Source organism: Pseudomonas sp. NY11955 (genome assembly GCF_048068035.1).
In the GTDB taxonomy this organism is placed as follows: Bacteria; Pseudomonadota; Gammaproteobacteria; order Pseudomonadales; family Pseudomonadaceae; genus Aquipseudomonas.
On sequence record NZ_JBLUPS010000001.1, the window covers coordinates 356979 to 383254 of the forward strand.

The following is a 26276-nucleotide window of genomic DNA, read 5'->3' on the forward strand; positions in this document are numbered from 1 at the left end:
TGCCCGAGCCATTCGGGTTACGACTTGGAAGCCACTGTTACAGGATTCGGGATGCTTGAATTAGTTGCCGCGTTTATTTGCCTCACCACCCTCCTTACCTACGTGAATTACCGCTTCATCGGCCTGCCCCCCGCTATCGGCGTGATGGTCACGGCGTTGCTGTTTTCCCTGATGCTGCAGGGCCTGAGCCTGATCGGCTTCCCTGGCCTGGAAGAACGCGTCGAAGGCTTGATGAACCAGATCGACTTCAACGACCTGCTGATGCACTGGATGCTGGCGTTCCTGCTGTTTGCCGGCGCACTGCACGTCAACCTCAGCGACCTGCGCAGCTACCGCTGGCCCATTGGCCTGCTGGCCACCTTGGGCGTGCTGATCGCCACCGTGGTCATCGGCTACCTGTCGCACTGGGTGTTCGCCCTGTTCGGCTGGCAGGTGCCGTTGATCTACTGCCTGCTGTTCGGTGCGCTGATCTCGCCCACCGACCCGATTGCCGTGCTGGGTGCGCTGCGTACTGCCAACGCCTCCAAACCGCTGAAGACCACCATCGTCGGTGAATCGCTGTTCAACGACGGCACGGCCGTCGTGGTGTTTACCGTGTTGCTGGGCATCATCCAGCTGGGTAAAACGCCAAGCATGACCGACACGGCCCTCCTGTTCGCCCGCGAGGCCATTGGCGGCGTGGTGTTCGGTGGCCTGATCGGCTACGCCACCTACCGCATGATCAAGAGTGTCGAGCAGTACCAGGTGGAGGTCATGCTGACCTTGGCATTGGTGATCGGTGGCTCGGCGATGTGCTACGAGCTGCACGTTTCGGCGCCCATCGCCATGGTGGTGGCCGGCCTGATCATCGGCAACCTGGGGCGCAACCTGGCGATGAACGACATGACGCGCCGCTACATGGACGGTTTCTGGGAACTGATCGATGACATGCTCAACGCCCTGCTGTTCGCCTTGATCGGCCTGGAGCTGTTGCTGCTGCCGTTCAACTGGATGCACCTGGCGGCCGGCGGCGTGCTGGCGCTGGCAGTGCTGCTGTCGCGGCTGCTGACCGTGGCCCCGGCAATCGTGCTGCTGCGGCGCTGGCGCCCGGTGCCCAAGGGCACGGTGCGGGTGCTGACCTGGGGTGGCCTGCGCGGCGGGGTGTCGGTGGCCCTGGCGTTGTCGCTGCCGTTGGGCGAGGAGCGGGACCTGTTGCTGTCGATCACCTACATCGTGGTGTTGTCGTCGATCCTGGTGCAGGGGTTGAGCATCGGGCGGGTGGTGCGCAAGGTCAGCGCCCAGCCTTGAGACAAGCTACGGCCTCTTCGCGGGCTTGCCCGCTCCCACAGGTACTCCACCGGTTCTGAAACCTGCCATGTACCTGTGGGAGCGGGCGAGCCCGCGAAGCGCCAAGCGCCGAACTTATTCCACTGCAGAATCCGGGAACTGGTCCTGGATGTACTTGATTTCGGTACGCCCATGCGCCGCTGGCAGGCCGTCTTCGCCCAGGTTGACGAAGACCATCTTGTCGACCGTGAGGATGGCCTTGCGGGTGATCTTGTTGCGCACTTCGCACTTGAGGGTGATCGAGGTACGGCCAAATTCGGTGGCGGTGATGCCCAGTTCGATGATGTCGCCCTGGCGCGAAGCGCTGACGAAGTTGATTTCCGATATGTACTTGGTCACCACGCGCTGGTTGCCCAGCTGGACGATGGCGTAGATCGCCGCCTCTTCGTCGATCCAGCGCAACAGGCTGCCACCGAACAGGGTGCCATTGGGGTTGAGGTCTTCGGGTTTAACCCACTTGCGGGTGTGAAAGTTCATCTGTACTCCTGACCTGCTTGGCTAACGTGTAGCAATGATGGCAGAGCGGCCGCCATCGCTCCATTGAACATCGACTATCGTCGCGATTAATCGACAGAAAACCTTGGGTGAAGGTGCCGCTCGCGGCTATAATCTTCGCCGCTTCACATGGCCGCCCACAGCGGGGCCATGCCCGCCACCCGTCCGAGGGGCGCTGCAGCAGGCTAGGCCTGTCAGGCTCGGATGGGGCGTTGCTCGCTCTCGCGGGCGCTTAACGCACAACGGCGCCCATTCGCACACTACGAATGGAGGCTCTCATGAGCGCTGCAAACATGCCTGCTGGTTTTACCGATTACAAAGTCGCCGACATCTCCCTGGCCGCCTGGGGCCGTCGCGAAACCATCATTGCCGAATCGGAAATGCCTGCGCTGATGGGCCTGCGTCGCAAGTACCTGGCCGAGCAACCGCTCAAGGGTGCGAAGATCCTGGGCTGCATCCACATGACCATCCAGACCGCCGTGCTGATCGAAACCCTGGTTGCCCTGGGTGCCGAAGTGCGCTGGTCGTCCTGCAACATCTTCTCGACTCAAGACCAGGCCGCCGCCTCGATCGCCGCCGCTGGCATCCCGGTTTTCGCCTGGAAAGGTGAAACCGAAGAAGAGTACGAGTGGTGCCTGGAGCAGACCATCCTGAAAGATGGCCAGCCATGGGACGCCAACATGATCCTCGACGACGGCGGCGACCTGACCGAACTGCTGCACAAGAAGTACCCGCAGGTACTGGACCGTGTTCACGGCGTGACCGAAGAAACCACCACTGGCGTGCATCGCCTGCTGGACATGCTGGCCAAGGGCGAGCTGAAAGTCCCGGCGATCAACGTCAACGACTCGGTCACCAAAAGCAAGAACGACAACAAGTACGGCTGCCGTCACAGCCTGAACGACGCCATCAAACGTGGTACCGACCACCTGCTGTCGGGCAAGCAGGCCCTGGTGATCGGCTACGGCGACGTGGGCAAGGGCTCGGCCCAGTCCCTGCGTCAGGAAGGCATGATCGTGAAGGTCACCGAAGTTGACCCGATCTGCGCCATGCAAGCCTGCATGGACGGCTTCGAGCTGGTCTCGCCGTTCATCGACGGTATCAACGACGGCACCGAAGCCAGCATCGACAAGGCGCTGCTGGGCAAGATCGACCTGATCGTGACCACCACCGGTAACGTCAATGTCTGTGACGCCAACATGCTCAAGGCCCTGAAGAAGCGTGCCGTGGTCTGCAACATCGGCCACTTCGACAACGAGATCGACACCGCCTTCATGCGCAAGAACTGGGCCTGGGAAGAGGTCAAGCCGCAGGTGCACAAAATCCACCGCACCGGCGCTGGCAGCTTCGACCCGCAGAACGACGACTACCTGATCCTGCTGGCCGAAGGCCGCCTGGTCAACCTGGGCAACGCCACTGGCCACCCAAGCCGCATCATGGACGGCTCGTTCGCCAACCAGGTACTGGCACAGATCTTCCTGTTCGAGCAGAAGTACGCCGACCTGTCGGCCGAGAAGAAGGCCGAGCGCCTGACCGTTGAAGTGCTGCCGAAGAAGCTCGACGAAGAAGTGGCCCTGGAAATGGTCCGCGGCTTCGGCGGCGTGGTCACCCAGCTGACCAAGCAGCAGGCCGACTACATCGGTGTGACCGTCGAAGGCCCGTTCAAGCCGCACGCCTACCGCTACTAAGCGGCAAGCTTGAGGCTTGATGCTTCAAGGTTCATGAACGATGCCCAAGCCAGATCGGCCATCACCGATCTGGCTTTTACTTGCAGCTTGCCGCTAGCAGTTGGCTGCTTGAGGAACGAGTGATGTCACAAGAACGCCGCTACAGTTTCGAGTTCTTCCCGACCAAGACCGACGCCGGTCACGAAAAGCTGATGGGCGTCGCTCGCCAGCTGGCCACTTACAACCCAGACTTCTTTTCCTGCACCTACGGTGCCGGTGGCTCGACCCGCGACCGCACACTGAATACCGTGCTGCAGCTGGAAAACGAAGTGAAGGTGCCTGCCGCACCGCACCTGTCATGCGTGGGCGACTCCAAGGACGACCTGCGCGCCCTGCTGGCCGAATACAAGGCGGCCGGCATCAAGCGCATCGTTGCCCTGCGTGGCGACCTGCCGTCGGGCATGGGCATGGCCAGTGGCGAATTGCGCTATGCCAGCGACCTGGTCGAGTTCATCCGCCAGGAAACCGCCGATCACTTCCACCTGGAAGTCGCCGCCTACCCGGAAATGCACCCGCAGGCGCGCAACTTCGAAACCGACCTGGCCAACTTCGTGCACAAGGTCAAGGCCGGTGCCGACAGCGCCATCACCCAGTACTTCTTCAACGCCGACAGCTACTTCTACTTCGTCGAGCGTGCACAGAAGCTGGGCGTGGACATCCCGGTAGTGCCCGGCATCATGCCGATTACCAACTACAGCAAGCTGGCGCGTTTCTCCGATGCCTGCGGCGCCGAGATCCCGCGCTGGATCCGCAAGCAGCTGGAAGCCTACGCCGACGACACCGCCAGCATCCAGGCTTTCGGCGAAGAAGTGATCACCCGCATGTGCGAACAGCTGCTGCAAGGCGGCGCGCCGGGCCTGCACTTCTATACCCTGAACCAGGCCGAACCGAGCCTGGCGATCTGGAACAACCTGAAGCTGCCGCGCTGAAATCTTTTGGCAAAGTCTGCTTAAGAAATGATTAAGGCTTTGGTCATAGACTAAAGCCTTGTTCATTTTCGGGTTAAACAGGTCTTGCCTGCCATGCAGCACCCCCAGCCTTCGCGCCCACAGCTCGTCTACCTGGCTTTTGGCCCCGCAACCTATCATCAGGAAGCCTGCTTCAGCATCGTCAGCGCCCTTGCCCAACTGGGCGGCGCCGCCAGCGACGCCATGGACATCCTGGTGTACACCGACAATCCGCAGCCCTACGCCAGCCTGCCCGTCACCGTTCACCTGCTGGACGAAGCCACGCGCCAGGCATGGAACGCCCCGCACGGTTATCACTTTCGCAGCAAGCATGTGCTGTTGCGCCAGGTACTGCGGCAACACCCACTGGCGGTGCTGATCGACACCGACACCTTCTTCCGCACATCGCCGCTGCAACTGTTTGCCCGCGTGGCACCCGGCCGCCTGCTGTGCAACGCCATTGGCACGCGCTACGGCGCCGACCAGAAATGCCTGCTGTACAAGAACCTGTTGACCATTCTCGAGTCCCGGGGCCTGGCCGATTGCCAGATGCCGCTGATCAACTCCGGGGTGATCGGCCTCACGGCTGAAGATGCCGGCACCCTGGACCGCTCCATCGCCATGATGGACGAGTTCCACCCTTTGGCTCGCGAAGCCTACACCCTCGAGGAGTTCTGCCTGGCAGTGGCGGCCTACCGCAAACTGGAGCTGGCCGAGTGCACCGACGTCATCCATCACTACTGGAGCCGCAAGGCGCAGTTCCGCGCCAAGATCCAGGCCTGGCTGCGCAAGCACGGCCACGACCTGCTGAGCCCCGCAGCGCTGGCCGACGTAACCTTGGTCAACGACCAGCTCCCGCGCCCTCCTACCCTGCACCGCCTGGGTTACAAGGCGCTGAGCCTGACCCTGCCCAGCCACGAGCGCCAGTTCGCCCGCGAGTTGCTGTATGGCTGCTACCCCTACTCCAATGAATTCGACCGCGCCTGCGCGCCGGCCTGGTGGGACAAGGCCCTGGAGAACCTCAGTGCCCGCCATGGTCGCATCGAGCCCGAGCGGCTGCGCCAATGCCTGCGTCACCCAGGGTTGCGCTTGTCATTGGGTGAGCGGCGCAAGGACATCGAGGCGCATTTGCTGAGGTCGTCCCAGGCCTGAAGCCAATCCCTGTAGGAGCAGCCTTGTGCTGCGAAGAGGCCAGTAAGGCAACAGACAGTCTTCGGCAGAAATGGCCTCTTCGCAGCACAAGGCTGCTCCTACAGGCATACCATTCGCTTTCAGTTCAGGGGTCTGGCCTTGATTAGGCCGAGCGCGTAATCTCCGGCCATGCCACACATTGCCCGCCTGTTCTGGATCCTGCTGCTCGCCTGCCTGAGCCCGATGGCTCTGGGCGAGCGCCTGCGCCTGGTGACTGACGACTGGGCCCCCTATGTCTATCAGGACGACGGCCAACCGCGCGGCATCGACTATGAAGTCACCAGCCAGGTCTTCAAGCGCCTCGGCGTAGAGGTGGAGTGGCAGTTCCTGCCATGGAAGCGTTGCCTGGCAATGGTCGAGCAGGGCTTGGCCGACGGCATCCTCGACATCTTCCAGACCGAATCGCGCCAACCCTACCTGGTGTATGCCCCCGAGCCCCTTTCGAACGTCGAATTCGTCCTGTTCCAGGCGCAAGCACGTCGCCATGCCGTCACCCACCTGGAAGACCTCGCCGGCCTCACCGTCGGCACATCGCCCGGCTACGCCTATGGCCCAGCGTTCAACGACGCCCCGCACTTCAAGCGCGAAGCCGCGCCAACCCTAGAAGCCAACTTCGGCAAACTGATGCTGGGCCGCATCGATCTGGCGATTACCGACCGCAGGGTTGGGCATTACCTGCTCCATCAACTAGGCCTGCAACGGCAAGTCGAGGAACTGCCACTGGTGATCAGCCGGCAGACGCAGTATCTGGGGTTGGTGCGCAAACCCGGGCGGGAAGCATTGGCCCTGGCCTTTGCCGAAGAGCTGCAGCGGTTCAAGCAAGAACCGGCGTATGCAGCGATCGGCAACCGCTACACAGGCGACATCGGAAACATTCTCAACGCCGTTGAGCAGCAGGAAAGCAGCACAGCGCGATAGCTCTGTTATACTCGGGCCTTCCCGCCCGGCTCACGCCCGGACGCTCGGCCTCGCAACAGGCATCCCGATCGGCACAGACGCCCCTTCGCGTCCTGCCCCCGTTTCCCGGATGTGCAGTGAAAGCCCAGCTGGACCGGACGCGATCGCATCCCTCCGATGCCCGTCGCGCCAGGCAGAACATCCCAACGGGCCCAGCCCACACGAGAACAGGATCGCCCATGTCCTTTGCTTCCCTCGGTCTCTCCGAGGCTCTTGTCCGCGCTATCGAGGCTGCGGGCTACACCCAGCCGACTCCCGTGCAACAGCGGGCAATTCCCGCCGTGTTGCAAGGCCGCGACCTGATGGTTGCCGCACAGACAGGTACGGGTAAAACCGGCGGCTTCGCCCTGCCGATTCTCGAGCGCCTGTTCCCCGCCGGCCATCCCGACAAGTCGCAGCGTCACGGCCCGCGCCAGCCTCGCGTGCTGGTCCTGACCCCGACCCGCGAACTGGCGGCCCAGGTGCATGACAGCTTCAAGGTCTATGCCCGTGACCTGCCGCTGGTCAGCGCCTGCATCTTCGGCGGCGTTGGCATGAACCCGCAGATCCAGGCCATTGCCAAAGGCGTTGACGTGCTGGTCGCCTGCCCAGGCCGCCTGCTCGACCTGGCCGGCCAAGGCAAGGTCGACCTGGCCCACGTGGAAATCCTGGTGCTCGACGAAGCCGACCGCATGCTCGACATGGGTTTCATTCACGACGTCAAGAAGGTCCTCGCCCGCCTGCCGGCCAAGCGCCAGAACCTGCTGTTCTCGGCCACGTTCTCCAAGGACATCACCGACCTCGCCGACAAGCTCCTGCACAACCCGGAGCGTATCGAGGTCACGCCGCCGAACACCACCGTCGAGCGTATCGAGCAGCGCGTCTATCGCCTGCCCGCCAGCCACAAGCGCGCGCTGCTGGCACACCTGATCACCCTGGGTGCCTGGGAACAGGTACTGGTGTTCACCCGGACCAAGCACGGCGCCAACCGCCTGGCCGAGTACCTGGAAAAGCACGGGCTGACTGCCGCCGCGATCCACGGCAACAAGAGCCAGAACGCCCGCACCAAGGCCCTGGCCGACTTCAAGGCCAACAATGTGCGCGTGCTGGTTGCCACCGACATCGCCGCCCGTGGCCTGGACATCGACCAACTGCCGCACGTAGTCAACTTCGAGCTGCCGAACGTCGAGGAAGATTACGTTCACCGCATTGGCCGTACTGGCCGTGCCGGTCGTTCGGGCGAGGCCATTTCCATGGTTGCGCCAGATGAAGAGAAGCTGCTCAAGAGCATCGAGCGGGTGACCAAGCAGCGCATCCCGGATGGCGACCTGATGGGCTTCGATGCCAGTCAGGTAGAGGCCGAAAAGCCAGAAGTACGCGAGCGCCCACAGAACAACGGCCGTGGTGGCCGCAACCAGCAGGCCCGTGGCGAAGGCGGTAAAGACGCCAACGGCGGCCGCAAGGACAAAGGCAAGGATAAAGGCAAGGCCAAGCAGCAGGCTGCCGACAAGCCGGCCGAGAAGGAAAAGAGCGGCGACAAGCAACAGCAGCCGCGCAAACCGCGTGACAAAAAGCCACGCCAGCAGCAACAGCAGCAGGCCAGCACCAGCGGCATGCCGAAAGTACCGGCCGATCGCGACCCGGAAGAGTTCCTGGACGACGATGTCGACAACTTCGGTAACCGCGCCGACTACGTCAGCCCGTACCAAGGCAAGAACCAGGGCCGCAATCGCCGCCCGGGTGGTGGTGCCGGCCAGGGTCAGGGTAGCGGCCAACGCGCAAACAGCGGGGGCCAGGGCCAGGCTCGCAGTGGCGGCCAGCAGCGCAGTGGCGGTAACGGTGGTGGTGGCGAAAAGCGCCCGGCCCGCGCCAACAACGGTGGCGGTGCCCGTCGTGATGGCGGCGGTCGGGGTCGCCCAGCCCGTGACGACGCAGCCCGACAAGAGCCGGCCGTACGTAACCCACGCCAGCCAGAAAAACAGCCAGTGATCATCCGCAAGGAATCCAAGCTTGACCGTTACCCGACGCCTGAGCAGCTGGATGACGTGCCGACCCGCCCGCGCGGTGAGCGCCCGGCGCTGCTGACCCGAAAAGGCTAAACCTGACAGCCGCCTATGCGATGGGCCATGGCACGGCCTGTCGCATGAAACGCCAAGGCGCTTACGTTCCTGTCAACTCGTAGCGTTGGCAGTTTCGCAAAGACCTCATCGAACTCATTGTGATTACTCATTTTCCGTAGAGTCATCACAATGAGTTCCCACGCCGCTCAGAACAACATTCCCAAGCAAGACAAACTCATTAATTGCCTGGGCCCGCATTTCATTGAGCAGACGTTAGTTCCAAAACCTCTGATCGAAACACTCTCGCTAAGGGTCCTCGAACAAATTGATGTTCGTGGCAGCACCTCGGCCAGAAATGGCATAGTCGAAGCCTTTTCAGAGGGCCAATGGAAGGCGATTGCCGATGTAAATCCCGACGGCACATTCCATAACACCAATGTTCCAGACTACTACCTGTACAGCGAAGACACTGTGCTGGTTCGTGTAGTCGATGGTGAAACCTCCACCCCCGTGCTTGCCAACGACCACTTCGTCCACCCGCGCTCAGTCTGGGTGACACCGACCCCAACCAAACAGGCCGATCAGCAGGCATACCAATGGAACCTCCAATGGGCAGACTACAAGCCCACCGGCTACAAGCTGCCTGCCAACACCCGCGCTTCGGTCTACCTTGAAGGCGATGATTCCAACGTCACGATCACCATCGGCATTCAGGGCCTCGCCGAGCAGGAGGATCGCAGCCAGCAGACACCCAACATGCGCGAGCATCGGTTGACGCGCGGTGAGAACTTGCTGCCCATCGACCCGCTGGGGGGCGTGATTCATATTCGCAACAACGGCACTGCAGGATGCCAAGTGATTTTCGACGAAGCACTGCAGCCGATCCCCTACTACATCCTTCACCAAACGCCACCCGAAGACTTTCAGGAAATGCTGGCGCGCAGTGACGAGATGACCGAAGTTCAACTGGTCGGTGACCGAGTGGCCATTTCAACCTATGCCGATACTTACAAACGGTTTGCGCATGCCGATGTGGGGGAAATTGTAAGGTCCCACGAAGAGGTGTTGCGTATCGAGGTACAGGCATGTGGGCTGGACGGCTCATCACCAAGGCATGCACGCAGCGATATGTGGATTCACGCCGTGGAAGCCGCATCGCCACTCCCGCCGCATGCAACAACCGGCTACATCGGGCTGCCCCATGGCACGGACCCGGGTAACGAATACATGCATGCACTGCTTGCGGGTGAAGCCCATCAGCGTTGGGTCACACTTCACGAGTACGGCCATCACTTCCAGAATCGCGTGAACGCTGTTAGCCCTATGTTCGACGAGAACTCCGTCAACATCTATGCATTGGCAGTAGGCCGGGTTCACAGAAACGAGTACAGCGACGTATTTCCGACCCGCTGGCCAGCACTGAGGGAATGGTTGGCCAAGCCACGCGATCAGAAGAACTTCATGGAATCGCCAGACACCCAGGCCATTTTCGAACAACTCAGAAAAGGGTTCGGCGCTGACTATCTTCCCGGATGGGATCGTTTGATTCGCGACAACCCAGCGTTCGCATACAACCTAACTGGCTTCGCCACATCTCTAAGCAAAGCTGCAAACTGCAACCTCGCGGGTTTCCTTGCTGACTGGGGTGTCATACGGGAAAACGATGCCGCATGGCAGGCGGTGCAGAACCTGAATCTTCCAGCCCCTCCGGCTGGGCTGACCGACCAGGTGCCTTATCGCTGAACCTGGAACGGCAAAACGCCGCGGCCGGGCGTAAATACTCGGCCCCGGCGCTTCCTGTCAGGCTAAGGCAGCTTACTTCTGCTTCACACCTTCAACACTGATATCCAGGTCCAGGGTCTGCGAAGTAGCGCCTGGGCCTTTGATGCCGAAGTCGTTCAGGTTCAGGGTGGTGGTGGCGTTGAAACCAGCGCGCTCACCGCCCCATGGGTCCTTGCCTTCACCGTTGAAGGTGGCCTTGAAAGTGACCGGCTTGGTCACGCCGTGCATGGTCAGGTCGCCCGTTACATCAGCAGTCTTTTCGCCAGTGGACTTGACGCTGGTGGAGACGAACTTGGCGTCTGGGTACTTTTTCACGTCGAGGAAGTCGGCGCTGGCGATGTGCTTGTCACGCTCGGCGTGGTTCGACCACAGGCTGGCGGTCTTCAGGTCGACGCTGATCTTGCTGGCTTCAGGCTTGGCGCTGTCCCAGCTGAAGTTGCCGTCGAAGTCCTTGAAGGTACCGTGGATGAAGCTGTAGCCCAGGTGGCTGATTTTCCAGTCGACGAACGCGTGCTGGCCTTCCTTGTCGATCTTGTACTCGGCAGCCATGGCCTGGCCAGCGGAGAGCAGAGCGGTACCGAGCGCCAGAGCGGCAAAAGTCTTTTTCAACATCCTGTTCCTTCCTATGCAATTGAGGTTGAGGGTCAAGCTTTGCGGCCCAGCATGCGGGTCAGGGTCGCGTCACGGTCGATGAAATGGTGCTTCAGCGCTGCCAGAGCATGCAGCACGGCAAAAATCACCAGGCCCCAGGCCAGCCACAGATGAATCACACCCGCTGTGTCTGCCTGGTCAGGCAGGTCGCTGATCAGTGCTGGCACTTCGAACAGGCCGAACACTGGAATGCCGACGCCGTCGGCGGTGGAAATCAGGTAACCGGCAGCCATCACCGCGAACAGCCCAAGGTACAGGGCCAAGTGGCCCAGCTTGGCGGCCAGGCGAGTGACTGCGCCGTGGTTGGCGGGTGCCGGTGGTGGTGGGCTGATGAAACGCCAGACCACCCGCAGCAGCATCACCCCCAGCAACACCAGGCCGATACTCTTGTGCAAGTCCGGGCCGGCTTTGCGCCAAGGGCTGTAGTAGTCGAGGCCGACCATCCACAGGCCCAGGCCGAACAGGCCGAAGACTGCCAGCGCCACGCCCCAGTGCAGGACGATGCTGACCACGCCGTAGCGAGAAGGTGAGTTGCGCAGTTGCATGTTGACGTGTTTCCCCGTGAAAGCTGTGCACAGACTAACGCGTAACGTATCGAAGAAAAGCGGAAAAAATTGCTTCGGATTATCGAGAAATCCGATATTAATTTTGTAAGCTTCCCATTAAGGAAACATTAACGATAGCTGGAGAGTTCGGGGTTGTCAGTGCCGGCTCTTCGCAGCACAAGGCTGCTCCTACAGGGGTACGCGCTACCTGTGTAGGAGCAGCCTTGTGCTGCGAAGAGGCCGGCACTGCCAGTCAATCAGCCAGCCTTGGCCTCAGTATTAGCCACAGCCTTCTTGGCCTCGACGGGCTTGTCCGCCCCACCAAACAGGCGCTTGAAGAAGCCTGGCTTGTCCTGCTTGGCCTCATCGAGCGGCTTGGACTCAGCTTTGGCAGGCGCCGCGTCAGCCTTGTCGGACGAACCACCAAACATGTTCGAGAAGAACCCACCCTTGCTCGCCTTGGCTGGCACCGCGCCTGCCGCTGCAACCGGCGCCGCCTTGGCCGGGTCGAACGACTTGCCGGCCAACAGGTCTTGTGCCTGGCTGGCCGCACGCTGGCCGCTGCGCAGGGCGCCTTCCAGGGTGCCTGGATACAGCGCGTCGGTATGCTCACCGGCAAATGTGATGCGCTGCACCGGGCGCTCCCACAGGCGCCAGTACTTGCTGATCTGCCCTGGGCCGTAGGCCAGATAGGCCCCGCCGGTGCCGGCGTCGGTGCTGTAGCGCTTGACCTCGTAACCGGTGAAAGCCCCTCGGGCTTGCGGGTAGAACGCATGCAGGCGGATCAGCACCTGGTCGACCATCTGTTTGTCACCAAAGGCCTGCAGCAGGCGGGCGTTGTCGCCGGACAGGTTGATCACCACGTTGGCGCCGCCCTTGAGCGCCGGCTCGATCCACAGCATGCCGAGGCCGGCGTTACTGAAGATTTCGCCCGACATGCGTGCACGGCTTTCCCACACGGGTTTCTTGAACTTGAGCATCAACTGGTCGCGCCAGCCGTAGTTGGTGCCTTTGAGCGCGGCCAGGTGCAGGCTGTCCAGGCCCGGGGTCATCTGGATCTTGGCCAGGGCGCGCAGGGGCACGGCCATGACCAGATAATCGGCCTGGTAGCCAACGCTGCCGACTTTGACCGTTACCCCGTCCTTGTCCTGGACGATCGAGGTGACCGGCGAGCTGGTCTTGATGGTTTTCAGTTGTTTGACAAAGGCCTGGGCCAGCACTGGGCTGCCACCAGGCAGGCGCGCGGCACGCAGGTCGCGGTCGCTGACGCCGCGGTACACGCGGTTCTGCTGGGCGAAGTACAGCAGCGACAGGCGCGACGGTTCATCGTAGCGGGTACGGATCTGCTGGTTGACCAGTTGGCGGGCGGTGGCCGGCAGCTGCAGCTTGTCCAGCCAGGTGGAGACGTTGATCTGGTCGAGGGCGAACAGCGTGCTGTTTGCTTGCGGGTTCAGCGGGTCGTCGATCGAACGGGCCAGGTCGTCGAGGGTTTTCTCGTAACGCTTGAGCGCCTCGGCGGTAGCCGGCTGCTTGGTGGCCAGGTCGGTGGCGCTGAAGTACTCGCCGTCGATCAGGTAACCGGGGGTACGCACGAACTCCGGCGCAGGCAGTGTTTCAAGCTTGAAACGGTCCAGGTACTGGTTCAGCACCGGCTGCGCCTTGGCATTGCCGATCCACTCGCTGGTGGCCAGGCCCGAACGCCCGCCCATGCCCGCCTTGGCTTCCAACAGCGTCACTTGCCAGCCTTTGTTCTGCAGCTCGTAGGCTGCCGTCAGACCTGCCAGGCCGCCACCCACGACAATCGCCGTAGGCGCCTTGTCCTTAGCCAGCGCGGCGCCGCTGGACACACCAATCAATACCAACGCGCACAGGCGCACCCAAGCAGCAGCCATGTCGGCGAACTCCGAGTCAGAGGTTACAAAAACGGGGAAAGGCAGGGATGCCCCAGGACGATGCGTTAAGAATACGTCAGGTCCGAGCACCCTGCCAGCGCAGTGACATCAAGTCCTTTTGGCAACTGACATTTTTGCCAGTAGCCATGTCACAGCATGGCTGGTAAAGCTGGCGAAGATGGCCATCAGCCCCGCCAGGAGGGCATGCGCATGATCTTCGAGGAGCGTTTTCAACACGTCGAACGGCAGTTTCTGTGGCACAAGCAGACCCTTCATACCGCCACGGGCCTGAGCATCCGTTCCAACAGCACCTCCTGGACCGGTTTTCATGAAGCGTTCAGGGGCGAAGACGGCACAGAGCTGGTCATCGGTGAGCACAGCGACCTGGAGATCACCTTCGCCCAGGAAGTCGAATGCCTGCGGCTGGAATACTATGTCGTCAGCGATTTTCTCTGTGACGACCTGCACATGCTGTTCGATGCCGAGTGCCAAGAGGATGACCCGGTCGCACCGGCTCTGCGCAACTTCTACTGGCTCACCTTGGAAGGCAGCGGCGTGCGTGAACTGCGCCCCGGCCCAATCGCCACACACCCCTACCACCAGGTGATCGACGGGCCATTCCGGCGCCTGACCATCTCCACCTCGCAGGCCGGCACCGTGCACATCCGCCGCCTCGAGTGGACCGGCACCCACCCCCATTGAACGGCAGCGGTTGTCCTGCCCTGCGGCATTGCTTAGGCTTACGCGGTCGAACCACGCCGCAAAGCCAGGAGAAGTGCCCATGGGCCTCAATGATCAGTGGATGCAACGCGACCTCAAGGTCCTGTGGCATCCCTGTACCCAGATGAAAGACCACGAGCAGCTGCCGCTGATCCCGATCAAACGCGGCGAAGGCGTGTGGCTGGAGGACTTCGAAGGCAAACGCTACCTGGACGCGGTGAGCAGTTGGTGGGTCAATGTGTTCGGCCACGCCAACCCGCGTATCAACCAGCGCATCAAGGACCAGGTCGATCAGCTGGAGCACGTGATCCTGGCCGGCTTCAGCCATCAACCAGTGATCGAACTGTCCGAGCGCCTGGTGGCGATGACCCCGGCCGGCCTCGATCGGGTGTTCTATGCCGACAATGGCTCATCGTGCATCGAAGTGGCGCTGAAGATGAGCTTCCACTACTGGCAGAACGTCGGTAAACCCGGCAAGAAGCGCTTTGTCACCCTGACCAACAGCTACCACGGCGAAACCATTGCCGCCATGTCGGTGGGTGATGTGCCGCTGTTCACCGAAACCTACAAGGCGCTGTTGCTCGACACCCTCAAGGTGCCCAGCCCCGATTGCTACCTGCGCCCCGAAGGCATGAGCTGGGAGGAGCACTCGCGCAACATGTTCCAGGCCATGGAACAGACCCTGGCCGAGCACCACGCCTCGATCAGCGCCGTGATCGTCGAGCCGCTGATCCAGGGTGCCGGCGGCATGCGCATGTACCACCCGGTGTACCTAAAGCTGCTGCGCGAGGCCTGCGACCGCTACGACGTGCATTTGATCCACGACGAGATCGCCGTGGGCTTCGGTCGCACCGGCACGATGTTCGCCTGCGAGCAGGCCGGCATCCGTCCCGACTTCCTGTGCTTGTCCAAAGCCCTGACCGGTGGTTACTTGCCACTGGCCGCCTGCCTGACCACCGACAAGGTGTATCAGGCCTTCTACGATGACTACCCCACCCTGCGCGCCTTCCTGCATTCGCACAGCTACACCGGCAACCCGCTGGCTTGCGCCGCGGCACTGGCAACGCTGGATATCTTCGAGCAGGACAACGTGATCGAAGCCAACAAGGCCCTGGCCACGCGCATGGCCACAGCCACCGCGCACCTGGCCGATCATGCTCACGTTGCCGAAATTCGCCAGACCGGCATGGCCCTGGCCATCGAGATGGTTCAGGACAAGGCTGGCAAGGTTGCCTACCCCTGGCAGGAGCGGCGCGGCCTGAAGGTATTCGAACACGCCCTCACCCGCGGCGCCCTGCTGCGTCCGCTGGGCAGCGTGGTGTACTTCCTGCCGCCGTATGTGATCACCCCCGAGCAGATCGATTTTCTTGCCGAAGTGGCCAGCGAAGGCATCGACATCGCAACCTGCGATAGCGTCAGTGTCGCCGTGCCGGCCAACTTCCACCCCGACTTCCGCGACCCGGGCTAGGCCCGGCAGTTCGCCACACCACGTTCCCTGTGTCTCACTTTTACCGAGCAACCCCATGAGACTGTCCCGCTTTTTCATCGACATCCCCCTGAGCCTTGGCGAGCATGACTTGCCCGAGGCCCAGGCCCACTACATCGGCCGCGTACTGCGCATGGCCCCCGGCGACGCCGTGCAGCTGTTCGACGGCAGCGGCCAGGAATACCTCGGTCAATTGCTCGAGGTGGGCAAGAAAACTGTCCGCGTCAACCTTGACCGGGCGTTCGCCGGCCAGGCCGACTCACCGCTGCACGTGCATCTCGGCCAGGGCCTGTCGCGTGGCGAACGCATGGACTGGGCGATCCAGAAGGCCACCGAGCTTGGTGTGAATGAAATCACCCCGATCGTCAGCGAACGCTGCGAGGTACGCCTGAAAGACGAACGCGCCGACAAGCGTCTGGCCCACTGGCGCCAAGTGGCGATCAGTGCCTGCGAACAGTGCGGGCGCTCTACCTTGCCGGTCATCCACCCACCTGTAACCCTGGCCGAATGGCTGGGCAGCACCAAGGCAGACCTGAAACTGGTCCTGCACCCGGTGGCCGAGCCGCTCACCAGCCATGCAAAGCCCGCAGCCTTGGCCTTCCTGATCGGCCCCGAAGGGGGCCTGAGCGAAGCCGAAGTCGAACAGGCCAAAGCCACCGGCTTCCACGCCGCGCGCCTTGGCCCACGCGTGCTACGCACCGAAACCGCGCCAGTGGTGGCACTGTCGGTGGCACAGCAGCTGTGGGGCGACTTTTAACTAACGCACATAGCGCGACACCGCCACGAAGTGCATGAGGCTGCCGGCAATCACGAACAGGTGCCAGATGCCGTGCCAGTGACGGAAACGGCTGTCGAAGGCGAAAAAAATGATGCCGACGGTGTAGAACACCCCGCCGGCAGCCAGCCAGGTGAAACCTGCGGTGCCCAGCGAGTTCAGCAGCGGCTTGACGGCCACCAGCACGATCCAGCCCATGACCGCATAGATGATGATCGACAAGATCCGCGCCTCGGAGCGTGGCTTGATCTCTTGCAGCATGCCGATCACCGCCAGCCCCCAGACCACACCAAACAGGCTCCAGCCCCAAGGGCCGCGCAGGCTGACCAGGCAGAACGGCGTGTAGCTGCCGGCAATCAGCAGGTAGATCGACAGGTGATCGAGCTTGCGCATGATCACCTTCGCCCGCCCGCGAGTGCTGTGGTACAGGGTGGAAATGCTGTACAGCAACAGCAGCGTGCTGCCGTAGATGGAGAAGCTGACGATTTTCCACGGGTCACCTTGCAGGCCCGCGACCACGATCAACCAGATGGCACCGATACAGGCCAGGACGGCACCGACCAGGTGGGTCCAGGCGTTGAAGCGTTCACCGTAATACATGCAAACACAGACCTCCTGATGTCGGCTGGGTTCCTGATGTGATGCTGATGGCCGCACCGATTTCAAGGCAGACACAAGCCCTGTAGGAGCAGCCTTGTGCTGCGAAGCGGCCATTACCGCCGAAGATAATCTGCAGCCTTACCGGCCTCTTCGCAGCGCAAGGCTGCTCCTACAGGGCGATGCGCCAGCCTGACGACCCGGCCCTGTGCCTTGCATCCTACCCAAGGTCAGGTTGCAATTGCGCGTCACGCACCAGCCTTTCCAGCCCGGCCAGGTCCGGCACCCGCGCCACCTGCTCGCCCACCTGCACCGCCGCCAGTTCCAACCGCCCAAGCGCCACGTCCACATAGTTCAGCTGGCTGTCGAGCTTGCATGAGCGCGGGATATCCTGCAGCAACAGCGCCAGGTAGCGCAGGCCGGTATCGCCCAAGGCATTGAGCACCACCACGCGAGCCCGCTCACCGCAGGGCGTTTCACCACCGCACGCGGCCTCGAAGCCGATCAGCGGCAAGCGCTGCTGGCGCCAGTCGATCCAGCCCAGGTGCCAGCTGGGGTCGCCGTGCTGGCACAGCAGGTTGCGTTGCCCGCTCAACTCGGCCACCGCCACGTTGGGCAAGACCAGGGTGCGGTCACCCAACGGCAGCAATAGCCCGGTCAAGCTGCTGCGCTGGCCGGCAATCAGTTCAAGCATGGGTCAGGCTCCAATGGGCGATGCTCTGCAACAGCAGCGACTCCTGGTACGGCTTGCCCAGGTATTCGTTGACACCGATGGCCATGGCGCGGTCACGGTGCTTCTGCCCGGTGCGCGAGGTGATCATGATGATCGGCAGGTCTTTCAGCCGGGCATCACGGCGAATACGCGTGGCCACCTCGAAACCATCCATGCGTGGCATCTCGATGTCCAGCAGCAACACATCGGGCCGGTGTTCTTCCAGCAGGGCCATGGCATCGACACCGTCCTTGGCCGTCAGCACGCTCATGCCGTGGCGCTCCAGCAGGCGGCTGGTGACCTTGCGCACGGTCACCGAATCGTCCACCACCATCACCAGCAAGGCGCGGTGCGGGGCCGGGCCCAGCAGTTGGCGTTGGCCGCCACCACCGGGCAGGCGCGCCAACCGGCGCTGCTGGCCGCGCAGTTGGCCCAGCAGGTCAAGAATCAGCACCACCCGGCCATCGCCCAGCAACGTCGCACCCGACAGCCCGGCAACCGCGGCAAACTGCGGCCCCAGGCTTTTCACCACGATCTCGCGGCTGGGCGACAGGCTGTCGGCCTGAATGGCGAACGCTTGCTCCTTGGAATGCACCAGCAGCACCGGCAACGGTACGCTCTGCCCCAGCAGCGCCGGGCGCGGCAGACCTTGCAGCAACTCGCCCAGGTAGCGCAATTCGTATTCGTGGCCGGCGTAGACATAACGCGGCGAGTCTAGCTGGTAGCAAGCGGCAAGCTCGGCCGGCGGCACACGGACGATGCCCTCGATGGTGTTCAGGGGGATGGCGTACTGCTCGTCACCCAGGTGCACCATCAACGCACGGTTGATCGACACCGTGAACGGCAGGCGGATCAAGAAACGCGCGCCTTTGCCCTGGGCCGACTCGATGCTCATCGAGCCGCCCAGTTGCTTGACCTCCTCATGCACCACATCCATGCCCAGCCCGCGCCCGGAAATCTGGGTGATCTTTTCGGCAGTGGAAAAGCCCGGGCGCAGGATGAACTGCAGGATCTCGTGATCGCTCAGCTGCGCCTGCGGGTCCAGCAGGCCGCGTTTGATGGCCTTGCGCCGTACCGCTTCCAGTGGCACGCCGGCACCATCATCGGTCATTTCGATGACGATATCGGCACCCTCGTGCAGCAAGTTCAGGTGAATGGTGCCCTGCTCCGGCTTGCCGGCGGCCAGGCGCATTTCGCGGCTTTCCAGGCCATGGTCGACAGCGTTGCGCAGCATATGCTCCAGCGGCGCCACCATGCGTTCGAGCACGCTGCGGTCCAGTTCGCCTTCGGCATTGCCAACCACCAGCTCTACCTGCTTGCCCAGCTCGCTGGCGACCTGCCGCACCACGCGCTGCAAGCGTGGCACCAGGCGTTCGAACGGCACCATCAAGGTGGCGGTCAGGCCCTCCTGCAACTGGCTGTTCACCCGCGCCTGCTGCTGCAGCAGGCTGTATGCCTCCTGCGCGCGCTGGGCCAGGGTTTCCTTCAGGTCGAGCAGGTCCGAGGCAGATTCGAACAGGGCCCTGGACAGCTGCTGCAGCTGCGAATGGCGGTCCATTTCCAGGGGGTCGAAATCATCATACGCATCGCCTTCGAACTGCTGGCGGCTGGAGATTCGCCCTTGGGTCTCGACGTCCAGGCGCAGTAACTGGTCGCGCATGCGCTCGAGGGTGGTTTCCATCTCGTTGAGGGTGAACTGCGCATCGTTGACCTGCTGCTCGATGCGCCCACGAATGATCGAGTGCTCGCCGGCCAAGTTACCCAAATCGTCGAGCAACTCGGCATCGACCTTGACCATGTCCCCCGGCGCCCGCTCGGGTGCCGCTGCCGGCACCTCGGCGGTTGCAGCCTCTAGCGGCCCCTGGCCCGCGGCGCTGTCGGTCAGTGCCGCGCTGCTGAAGTTACGGATGTAGTCGATCAGCGCCGTGGCGGCATGCAACGGCTGCCCCAGGCGCACGGCATCGAGCATGTGCGCCAGGCGGTCGTGGCAGTTCTGCAGCAAGGCGAACAGCGGCGCACTTGGCGGCAGGCGCCCGGCGGCCAACAGTTCGTAGAGAAACTCCAGTTCGTGGGCCAGGTCGCCGATCGGGGCAATTTCGACCATGCGCGCCACGCCTTTGAGGGTGTGCAGGTCGCGCATCAGGTTGTCCACCTCGACGCTGTTGCGCGGGTCGGCCTGCCAGCGCGCCAGCGCCGCGGCGGCGCTTTCGACGATGTCCGAGCTTTCTTCGAGGAACACTTCCAGCAGCTCTTCGCCGGGGCTTTCCGGCTCATCGGCCAGCGGCTCGGCTAGCTCTGGCAGCAACGGCACGTGTGGCAGGCCCAGACCAGGGGTCAGGTCCATGTCCGGGTGCAGCGGCGTCACCGTGTCGATACCCACCAGGCCAGTGGCATCCGGCGCCAAAGCCTGGTCCAGCAGGCTACGCAGGTTGTCGACCAAGTCCGGGCGCGGTGCAAGATCCTGCCCGGCCGCCACTTCGTCGAGCATGTCCAGCAGGGCTTCATGGGCCTGCTGCGCCTGGGCGAAGAAGCGTGCATCGGCAGGCAGGCTGCCCTCCTCCACAGCACCGTACAGGTCCAGTAAGGCCTCGCAGACACTGTCCATCTGCCACAGGTCGGCCAGGTGCGCGGCGTGGCCCAGGGTGGTCATTTCATCCAGCAGGGTGTCCAGCGCGTCACGCTGGCCGGGCTGTTGCTGCCAGCGCGACAGCAACGATTCGGCATTGAGCAGAATGTCCATGGCCTGGGCCAGGAAGCTGGCGACCAGCTGCGGGTCGCGCTTGCTGCGCCGGGCATGCTGCGGGTCGTCATGCACGCTGGCCAGGCGGCCGTCCACTGCCTGGCCAACCAGTTCGATCAGCTCCGCGGCGCCGGGGATGGCTGCCAGCGGCGTGCTGTCGAGTTGCGCCAGGCCCAGGTGAAACAGCGAGCGCGCGGCTTCCAGCCATTCCATCTCGGCCATTTGCAGCGGCAACTGATGGCCTTTGTATTCACGGGCCAGGCGGTCGAAGGCGGTGGCGAGCTCGGCGACCGGCATCACCCCGGCCATCGCGGCACTGCCCTTGAGCGTGTGCAGCGCGCGCTGCAGGCCATCGCTGACCGGCGTGTCGTGGCCGTCGGCGCTTCGCAGAAAAACGTCAAGGCTGGCCAGATGGCCCTGGGCCTCACTGCGAAAAATGTCCAGCAACTGCGGATCGAGGCCATCGACGCCGGCCGCCGCCGGCGCATCGTTTTCGGCCAGGGTGTGCAGGTGCCCGGCCAATTGCTCGATTTCCGTCAGTTGCGGCAACTGGCCGGCGGCAAAGTCGGCCAGCAGGTCGGGCAAATGGACGAACACCTGCTGCAGCGCCACCACCCCTTCCGGGCTCAGCACACTGCGCCCCTCAAGCACCCGGTTCAGCAGGTGCTCGGCGCCCCAGGCCAGTTCGGCCACCGCCTCGGCATGCACCATGCGGCCGCTGCCTTTGAGCGTATGCAGCGCGCGCCGCACTTCACCCAACGCCTCGCGCTGCTGGTTGTCGGCCCGCCAGCGCAGCCAGTGGCGCTCGATTTCCGGCAACAGTTCGCCGGCTTCTTCGAGAAACACTTCGCGCAGCTCGTCGTCGATGCCGTCGCCGCGGCCATCCAGGTCTGTACCCGCGTCGACCTGCGCGCAGTGCACACCCAGCGCCGCCAGGCTGGCCCGCGCCATGTCGATGAACGGTTGACCATCCGCCAGCGGGTCTGCCACTCGCCATTGCAGGTAGCACTCGGCAGCACTCAGCGCTTCTGCCAGGTGCATCAGCTCATCGGCTGGCGGCTCCTCGTCCAGGTGCTGGAACCAACGCTGCACATAGCTCGCGCAGCCGCCAAACAGTTCGGCCACGGCAGGCAGCATCAACATGGCCAACGCACCGCGGATCTGCTGCAACAGCCCCGGCAAGGGCTGCAGGCGTTGCCGGGGCCAGTCGGACTCCAGGTAATCGCCGATCAGGTCCTTGGCCTGCTGCAACACGTTCAGCGATTCGTTCAGCACCAGCTGGCGTATCTCGGCCAGGTCCGAGCCCGGCAGGCTGCCCTGGCCATTCTCCTCCAGCGGGCCGACCATGCCGTTCAGCGAGGCCTCCACGTACAACAGGGCCCCCGCCACATCCATCAGCACCGCGTCATCCACCGCCCTCTCGCCCTGGGCCAGCGCCTGCAGCGCCAGCACCTGGTCGATGATCACCCGCCGTGGTTGCTGAAAACCCAGCACCGCCAGGGTGTCGGCCACGTGGCGCAGAGGTGCCAGCAGTGCATCGAGCTGCTCGCTGTGCTGGCGGTCGCCGCGCCCGTACTGGTCCAGGCGCTCCTTGATGCGCATCAAGTCGTCGCACAGCGCGGTCACCACCGAACGCAGGGCATCGCGCCCCGCCCCAGCCTGCAGCTGGTCACGCCAGTTGCCCAGCGACAGGTCGAGGTTGGCAAGGTCGTCGTCACCCGCAAAACGTTGGGCGGCGCCAGTCATCAGGCTGGCCTGGGCCAGCGGCTCCACACCACGGCAGGCGCGTAGCTGGTTGAGCAGCGGCAGCATCACCAGTGGCAGGTCGTGGCGGGCCCCGCGTAACCGCTCAAGGTACGACGGCAACTGCTCCAGGCCACGGAACAAGGCGCCCAGGCAATCCCCCCGGGGGCTGACCTGGCCATCGGCCAACGCCTTGGCGAACAGCTCCAGTTCCTCGGCCAGGCGCGTGGCGCCACGCAGTTCGAGCATGCGCAGGCAGCCGTGCACCTGGTGCAGGTTATCGACCACGAAGGCCAGCATCGACAGGTCGCCCGGTTCCCCGGCAAAGCGCTCCAGCGCCTGTCGTGCCTGGCCCAGGCAATCGAGGATGGCGGCCTTGGTCCAGGCCAGCGCCACCGTTTCGTGGCGCTCGGGGCTTACAGCAGCTACAGCCATGGGCACTCCTCAGCGCGGCGCTTCACTTGGGCTCGGCAGGTGACGGCAGGGTGAAACCGGACACCGAACGGCGCATCTCGCTGGCCATGCGGGCCAGGTGGCGGATGCTGTCGGCGGTGGCACCGGAGCCCGCGGAGGTTTGCGCGGTAATCTGCTGGATCACCGCCATGGTGTGGGAGATCTGCCCGGCCGACGAGGTCTGCAACTGGGCGGCGTCGGAGATGCTGTGGATAAGGTCGGCAAGGTTCTGCGATACCCCTTCGATCTCCGCCAGCGCCACCCCGGCATCCTGGGCCAGGCGCGCGCCACGCACCACTTCGGCGGTGGTCTGCTCCATGGAAATCACCGCCTCGTTGGTGTCGGCCTGGATGGTGCGCACCAGTGCCTCGATCTGGCGGGTGGCCGACGACGAGCGCTCGGCCAGGCGCTGGACTTCGTCGGCGACCACGGCAAAGCCGCGGCCGGCCTCACCGGCCAACGAAGCCTGGATCGCCGCGTTGAGGGCGAGAATGTTGGTTTGGTCGGCAATGTCGTCGATCAGGCTGACGATGTCGCCGATTTCCTGGGATGACTCGCCCAGGCGCTTGATCCGCTTGGCGGTGTCCTGGATCTGCTCGCGAATGTTGTCCATGCCGTTGATGGTGTTGTGCACCACCTCGTTGCCCTTGTTGGCGATAGCCACCGAGCGCTCGGCCACCTTGGCCGATTCGTAGGCATGCGCCGAGACCCGGTCAATCGACTCGACCATGTCGCCCACCGCCTCGGAAGCCTCGCTGATCTGCGCGGCCTGGTGCTCGGAGGCCTTGGCCAGCTGCCGCGCGGTGTTCTGCGTGTCCTGCACGGCGGCGGCGACCTGTACCGCACTGTGGTTGATGGTGGCGACCAAGTCGCGCAGCTGGTCCACGGAATAGTTGATCGAGTCGGCAATGGCCCCGGTGAAGTCCTCGGTCACCGATACGGTCACGGTCAGGTCACCATCGGCCAGCTCTTCGATTTCGTCGAGCAGGCGCATGATCGCCTGCTGGTTGCGTTCGTTCTTTTCCGCGGTCTCGCGCAACTGGCGGTTGGTGGTGCGCACCATGACCAGGCCGATGAGGATGATCGAGGCCAGCGCCAGCAGGCCCAGGGCATAGCCGCCAACGGTGTCGAGGGTGCGCCCGCCGGCCAGGTTCTCGAAGCCGTTGGCCAGGTGCGAGGCTTCGTCGAGCAGGGTTTGCGAAAGGCTGAAGATGTTGCCCGCGGCCTCACGCACACGGAACAATTCGGGCGAGGTTTCGAGGATTTCATCCACGGAACCTGCAACGAACTGGAACAGCTCGGCGATTTCGGCCAACCGCGCCCGGGCGTCGGCGTCCTCCACGCGGGTTACCTGGATCGTCGCATTGCCATTGAGCATGCCCTCCAGTACCTGGCCAAAGCGCCCGGCGTCGCGGCCAAAGGCATCGGCCGCCTGGGCCGCGCTGTCGTCACCCGCCAGTACCGTGTTGACCGAGCCGAGAATACGTTCAGCCAGCAACAGCTGGCGCTGGGCCACCGCCACCTGGTTGGCCGGGGCACCGCTCTGCAGCAGGATCTCAACCACTTTTTCATATTCCACCTGCAACTGCGGCACGGTCTCGGCCAGGGTCGCCGCCACCTGGTGCAGTGACAGCACGGTCTGCTCGCTGGCCAGGATGGTGTCGGTGTTCTTGCGCAGGTTCTCCCAGTCGCGGCGTACCGACTCCATCTCGTCACGCACCGAAGGTGGCGCAGGCGGCAGGCCGGTGGACTTGTCACCTTGGCGCAGGTAGCCCCAGCGCCGTTCGAAATCGTTGCGCGCATCCGACAGCAGCTTGAACGCCAGGGCTTTGCCGGTGGCGGCTTCGGTGGCGTTCTTGGCAATGCGTTGCGACAGCACGCGCAGTTCGCCAGCATGGCCGATGTACTGCTTGTCGTAGTTGGACTGGGTGTTCAGGTAGGCGAAGTTGGCGAACAGCAGGATGATCGACAGGATCAGGATCAGGAACAGCACGGTGATCTGCGCGATGCTGCGGGTACGTGGGGTCACGGTGGTGGCAGTGACGGGGGTGGCAGGCTTGTTCACGTTCGCAGGTCCTATAACGCCACATCGAGAAAGCCCGGCGCCTGGGCCAGGGCGAAGGGGCTGAAGATCGCCCAGTTGCGTTCACGCGGGAAGTGCCCCTGCACGAAGGGTGCAGCGGCACGGATCAGTGGCTGCGGCGGCGCCAGCTGCAGGCTGTCGAGGGCAAAGTGCTGCAGGCCCAGTACCTCGTCCACCAGCAGGCCGACGAACAGGTCGTCGTGGTCCAGCACCAGCACTCGCCGCTGCTTGCCCGGGGCGGCGTGGCCCAGGCCGAAGAAGCGGCTCAGGTCCATCACCGGCAACAGCCGACCACGCAGGTTGGCCACCCCGCACACCCACGGCTGCACGCCGGGGACGCGGCTGCTGCGCGGCTCGCGCAGCACCTCGGCCACTTCGCCCATGGGCGCGACGAACCACTGCCCGGCAATGCGAAAGCCGATGCCGCTCCACTGCTGCAGGCGGTTGTCCTGCGGTGGCTGGTCGGCGACCAGCAAGCGGCAACGCCGGTCGATGTCCAGCAACAACTCGAAGGCGGTCAGCGACGCGCCCTGCGGGCGGGTGGTCAAGCCCCCAGCACTTCTTTGAGCTTGGCGATCAGCGCGTCTTCTTCCACCGGCTTGGTCAGGAAGTCACGGGCACCCTGGCGCGTGGCCCAGATGCGGTCGGTTTCCTGGTCCTTGGTGGTCACCACGATCACTGGAATAGCGCTGGTTTCCGGGTCCTTGCTGAGCTGGCGGGTGGCCTGGAAACCGTTCATGCCAGGCATGACGATGTCCATCAGCACCGCGTCGGGCTTGTCCTGCCGGGCCAGGGCCACGCCATCGGCACCGTTGCTGGCCTTGAGCACCTGGTAGCCGTGCTTTTCCAGCCATTCGGTCAATCTGTACATCTCTGTCGGCGAGTCGTCGACAATCAGAACTCGGGCCATGCTGTTTCCCCATCAGGAAGTAGGACCGTGCCATGGCGGGGCGCGGTCAGGGTGCGTGTTGTTGAGGTGCGGCAAACCCAGGTACGTGGGCGCGGATCGCGTCGAGCAGTTCTTCCTTGCTGAACGGTTTGGTCAGAAACTGATCAGAACCGACCACCCGGCCTCGGGCCTTGTCGAACAAGCCGTCGCGCGACGACAGCAGGATCACCGGGGTGTCCTTGAAGGCACTGTTGTGCTTGATCACCGCGCAGGTCTGGTAGCCGTCCAGGCGCGGCATCAGCACATCGACGAAAATGATGCTGGGCTGGTGGTCGACGATCTTGGCCAGGGCATCGAAGCCATCGCTGGCAGTGATCACCTCGCAGCCCGCTTCACCGAGCAACATCTGCGCAGTGCGGCGGATCGTGCGGGAATCGTCGATCACCATCACCTTCAGGGGTTGTTCCATAGACGCCTACCAATGGAAATTAGCTGCACTTTTAGCACACTCCGAGTGGCCATTCCA

20 protein-coding genes, 1 pseudogene and 1 riboswitch are annotated in these 26276 nt (G+C 63.4%); of the genes and pseudogenes, 10 read left to right on the forward strand and 11 right to left on the reverse strand.

Features of this window, described 5'->3' with window-relative positions:
- Nucleotides 1-51 precede the first annotated feature (51 nt).
- Nucleotides 52-1287, forward strand: coding sequence for a cation:proton antiporter (locus ACNFBR_RS01595; RefSeq protein ID WP_416733408.1), 1236 nt, complete (start codon nucleotides 52-54; stop codon nucleotides 1285-1287).
- Between the two features lie 114 nt (nucleotides 1288-1401).
- Here the strand turns inward: ACNFBR_RS01595 and ACNFBR_RS01600 are convergent, their stop codons facing one another.
- Complete coding sequence (locus ACNFBR_RS01600; RefSeq protein WP_003257757.1) at nucleotides 1402-1803, reverse strand: acyl-CoA thioesterase; 402 nt, start codon at nucleotides 1801-1803, stop codon at nucleotides 1402-1404.
- A gap of 179 nt (nucleotides 1804-1982) precedes the next feature.
- A riboswitch (S-adenosyl-L-homocysteine riboswitch) is annotated at nucleotides 1983-2079 on the forward strand.
- A gap of 20 nt (nucleotides 2080-2099) precedes the next feature.
- On the opposite strand from ACNFBR_RS01600, the gene ahcY reads away from it, so the two are divergent.
- The 6 genes from ahcY to ACNFBR_RS01630 all read left to right on the forward strand — a co-directional run bounded on the left by ahcY (nucleotide 2100) and on the right by ACNFBR_RS01630 (nucleotide 10425).
- Nucleotides 2100-3509: an adenosylhomocysteinase gene (gene ahcY / locus ACNFBR_RS01605; RefSeq protein WP_119371650.1), complete on the forward strand. Its 1410-nt coding sequence runs from the start codon at nucleotides 2100-2102 to the stop codon at nucleotides 3507-3509.
- 122 nt (nucleotides 3510-3631) lie between these two features.
- Complete coding sequence (metF, locus tag ACNFBR_RS01610) at nucleotides 3632-4477, forward strand: methylenetetrahydrofolate reductase [NAD(P)H] (protein WP_012274536.1); 846 nt, start codon at nucleotides 3632-3634, stop codon at nucleotides 4475-4477.
- Nucleotides 4478-4570: 93 nt separating this feature from the next.
- Nucleotides 4571-5647 carry a hypothetical protein gene (locus ACNFBR_RS01615; RefSeq protein ID WP_416733409.1) on the forward strand — a complete coding sequence of 359 codons (1077 nt, stop codon included), beginning with the start codon at nucleotides 4571-4573 and terminating at the stop codon, nucleotides 5645-5647.
- Between the two features lie 168 nt (nucleotides 5648-5815).
- Nucleotides 5816-6604: a substrate-binding periplasmic protein gene (locus ACNFBR_RS01620; protein WP_416733410.1), complete on the forward strand. Its 789-nt coding sequence runs from the start codon at nucleotides 5816-5818 to the stop codon at nucleotides 6602-6604.
- Between the two features lie 218 nt (nucleotides 6605-6822).
- A complete protein-coding gene (locus ACNFBR_RS01625; RefSeq protein ID WP_416733411.1) occupies nucleotides 6823-8721 on the forward strand; it encodes a DEAD/DEAH box helicase in 1899 nt (632 codons plus the stop codon).
- Between the two features lie 150 nt (nucleotides 8722-8871).
- The gene (locus ACNFBR_RS01630) at nucleotides 8872-10425 is read left to right on the forward strand and encodes a M60 family metallopeptidase (RefSeq protein WP_416733412.1); all 1554 of its coding nucleotides are present in this window, start codon (nucleotides 8872-8874) and stop codon (nucleotides 10423-10425) included.
- 72 nt (nucleotides 10426-10497) lie between these two features.
- Here ACNFBR_RS01630 and ACNFBR_RS01635 read toward each other — a convergent pair whose 3' ends face one another.
- The 3 genes and pseudogenes from ACNFBR_RS01635 to ACNFBR_RS01645 all read right to left on the reverse strand — a co-directional run.
- Entirely contained in the window at nucleotides 10498-11076 is a 579-nt protein-coding gene (locus ACNFBR_RS01635; protein ID WP_416733413.1) for a YceI family protein, read from the reverse strand.
- Between the two features lie 32 nt (nucleotides 11077-11108).
- Nucleotides 11109-11660: a cytochrome b gene (locus ACNFBR_RS01640; RefSeq protein WP_416733414.1), complete on the reverse strand. Its 552-nt coding sequence runs from the start codon at nucleotides 11658-11660 to the stop codon at nucleotides 11109-11111.
- A gap of 263 nt (nucleotides 11661-11923) precedes the next feature.
- A pseudogene (locus ACNFBR_RS01645) lies at nucleotides 11924-13552 on the reverse strand (flavin monoamine oxidase family protein); the annotation flags it as partial.
- A gap of 210 nt (nucleotides 13553-13762) precedes the next feature.
- Here ACNFBR_RS01645 and ACNFBR_RS01650 point away from each other — a divergent pair.
- The 3 genes from ACNFBR_RS01650 to ACNFBR_RS01660 all read left to right on the forward strand — a co-directional run bounded on the left by ACNFBR_RS01650 (nucleotide 13763) and on the right by ACNFBR_RS01660 (nucleotide 16515).
- Nucleotides 13763-14254, forward strand: coding sequence for a hypothetical protein (locus ACNFBR_RS01650; RefSeq protein ID WP_416733606.1), 492 nt, complete (start codon nucleotides 13763-13765; stop codon nucleotides 14252-14254).
- Between the two features lie 79 nt (nucleotides 14255-14333).
- Nucleotides 14334-15740, forward strand: coding sequence for an adenosylmethionine--8-amino-7-oxononanoate transaminase (locus ACNFBR_RS01655; protein WP_416733415.1), 1407 nt, complete (start codon nucleotides 14334-14336; stop codon nucleotides 15738-15740).
- Between the two features lie 55 nt (nucleotides 15741-15795).
- Nucleotides 15796-16515: a 16S rRNA (uracil(1498)-N(3))-methyltransferase gene (locus ACNFBR_RS01660; RefSeq protein ID WP_416733416.1), complete on the forward strand. Its 720-nt coding sequence runs from the start codon at nucleotides 15796-15798 to the stop codon at nucleotides 16513-16515.
- Here the strand turns inward: ACNFBR_RS01660 and trhA are convergent, their stop codons facing one another.
- From trhA to ACNFBR_RS01695, 7 genes are all read right to left on the reverse strand, one after another.
- Complete coding sequence (gene trhA / locus ACNFBR_RS01665) at nucleotides 16516-17133, reverse strand: PAQR family membrane homeostasis protein TrhA (protein ID WP_416733417.1); 618 nt, start codon at nucleotides 17131-17133, stop codon at nucleotides 16516-16518.
- 217 nt (nucleotides 17134-17350) lie between these two features.
- Nucleotides 17351-17824, reverse strand: coding sequence for a chemotaxis protein CheW (locus ACNFBR_RS01670; protein WP_416733418.1), 474 nt, complete (start codon nucleotides 17822-17824; stop codon nucleotides 17351-17353).
- Nucleotides 17817-22760 (reverse strand): Hpt domain-containing protein, encoded by a 4944-nt coding sequence (locus ACNFBR_RS01675; RefSeq protein WP_416733419.1) that lies wholly within the window; start codon nucleotides 22758-22760, stop codon nucleotides 17817-17819. Before ACNFBR_RS01675 ends, ACNFBR_RS01670 begins: the two co-directional genes overlap by 8 nt.
- Nucleotides 22761-22782: 22 nt before the next feature.
- A complete protein-coding gene (locus ACNFBR_RS01680) occupies nucleotides 22783-24807 on the reverse strand; it encodes a methyl-accepting chemotaxis protein (protein ID WP_416733607.1) in 2025 nt (674 codons plus the stop codon).
- Between the two features lie 47 nt (nucleotides 24808-24854).
- On the reverse strand, nucleotides 24855-25409 hold the full coding sequence (locus ACNFBR_RS01685; RefSeq protein ID WP_416733420.1) for a chemotaxis protein CheW: 555 nt from the start codon (nucleotides 25407-25409) through the stop codon (nucleotides 24855-24857).
- Nucleotides 25406-25771, reverse strand: a complete 366-nt coding sequence (gene pilH, locus ACNFBR_RS01690) for a twitching motility response regulator PilH (RefSeq protein WP_012274551.1) — start codon at nucleotides 25769-25771, stop codon at nucleotides 25406-25408. Before pilH ends, ACNFBR_RS01685 begins: the two co-directional genes overlap by 4 nt.
- 46 nt (nucleotides 25772-25817) lie before the next feature.
- Nucleotides 25818-26219, reverse strand: a complete 402-nt coding sequence (locus tag ACNFBR_RS01695) for a response regulator (RefSeq protein WP_010955560.1) — start codon at nucleotides 26217-26219, stop codon at nucleotides 25818-25820.
- Between the last annotated feature and the right edge of the window lie 57 nt (nucleotides 26220-26276).

What these genes read in the sequence shown, in the direction of transcription:
- ACNFBR_RS01595 (WP_416733408.1), top strand. Translation starts at nt 52, where the DNA reads ATGCTTGAATTAGTTGCCGCGTTTATTTGCCTCACCACCCTCCTTACC.
- ACNFBR_RS01600 (WP_003257757.1), bottom strand. Translation starts at nt 1,803, where the DNA reads ATGAACTTTCACACCCGCAAGTGGGTTAAACCCGAAGACCTCAACCCC.
- ahcY (WP_119371650.1), top strand. Translation starts at nt 2,100, where the DNA reads ATGAGCGCTGCAAACATGCCTGCTGGTTTTACCGATTACAAAGTCGCC.
- metF (WP_012274536.1), top strand. Translation starts at nt 3,632, where the DNA reads ATGTCACAAGAACGCCGCTACAGTTTCGAGTTCTTCCCGACCAAGACC.
- ACNFBR_RS01615 (WP_416733409.1), top strand. Translation starts at nt 4,571, where the DNA reads ATGCAGCACCCCCAGCCTTCGCGCCCACAGCTCGTCTACCTGGCTTTT.
- ACNFBR_RS01620 (WP_416733410.1), top strand. Translation starts at nt 5,816, where the DNA reads ATGCCACACATTGCCCGCCTGTTCTGGATCCTGCTGCTCGCCTGCCTG.
- ACNFBR_RS01625 (WP_416733411.1), top strand. Translation starts at nt 6,823, where the DNA reads ATGTCCTTTGCTTCCCTCGGTCTCTCCGAGGCTCTTGTCCGCGCTATC.
- ACNFBR_RS01630 (WP_416733412.1), top strand. Translation starts at nt 8,872, where the DNA reads ATGAGTTCCCACGCCGCTCAGAACAACATTCCCAAGCAAGACAAACTC.
- ACNFBR_RS01635 (WP_416733413.1), bottom strand. Translation starts at nt 11,076, where the DNA reads ATGTTGAAAAAGACTTTTGCCGCTCTGGCGCTCGGTACCGCTCTGCTC.
- ACNFBR_RS01640 (WP_416733414.1), bottom strand. Translation starts at nt 11,660, where the DNA reads ATGCAACTGCGCAACTCACCTTCTCGCTACGGCGTGGTCAGCATCGTC.
- ACNFBR_RS01650 (WP_416733606.1), top strand. Translation starts at nt 13,763, where the DNA reads ATGATCTTCGAGGAGCGTTTTCAACACGTCGAACGGCAGTTTCTGTGG.
- ACNFBR_RS01655 (WP_416733415.1), top strand. Translation starts at nt 14,334, where the DNA reads ATGGGCCTCAATGATCAGTGGATGCAACGCGACCTCAAGGTCCTGTGG.
- ACNFBR_RS01660 (WP_416733416.1), top strand. Translation starts at nt 15,796, where the DNA reads ATGAGACTGTCCCGCTTTTTCATCGACATCCCCCTGAGCCTTGGCGAG.
- trhA (WP_416733417.1), bottom strand. Translation starts at nt 17,133, where the DNA reads ATGTATTACGGTGAACGCTTCAACGCCTGGACCCACCTGGTCGGTGCC.
- ACNFBR_RS01670 (WP_416733418.1), bottom strand. Translation starts at nt 17,824, where the DNA reads ATGCTTGAACTGATTGCCGGCCAGCGCAGCAGCTTGACCGGGCTATTG.
- ACNFBR_RS01675 (WP_416733419.1), bottom strand. Translation starts at nt 22,760, where the DNA reads ATGGCTGTAGCTGCTGTAAGCCCCGAGCGCCACGAAACGGTGGCGCTG.
- pilH (WP_012274551.1), bottom strand. Translation starts at nt 25,771, where the DNA reads ATGGCCCGAGTTCTGATTGTCGACGACTCGCCGACAGAGATGTACAGA.
- ACNFBR_RS01695 (WP_010955560.1), bottom strand. Translation starts at nt 26,219, where the DNA reads ATGGAACAACCCCTGAAGGTGATGGTGATCGACGATTCCCGCACGATC.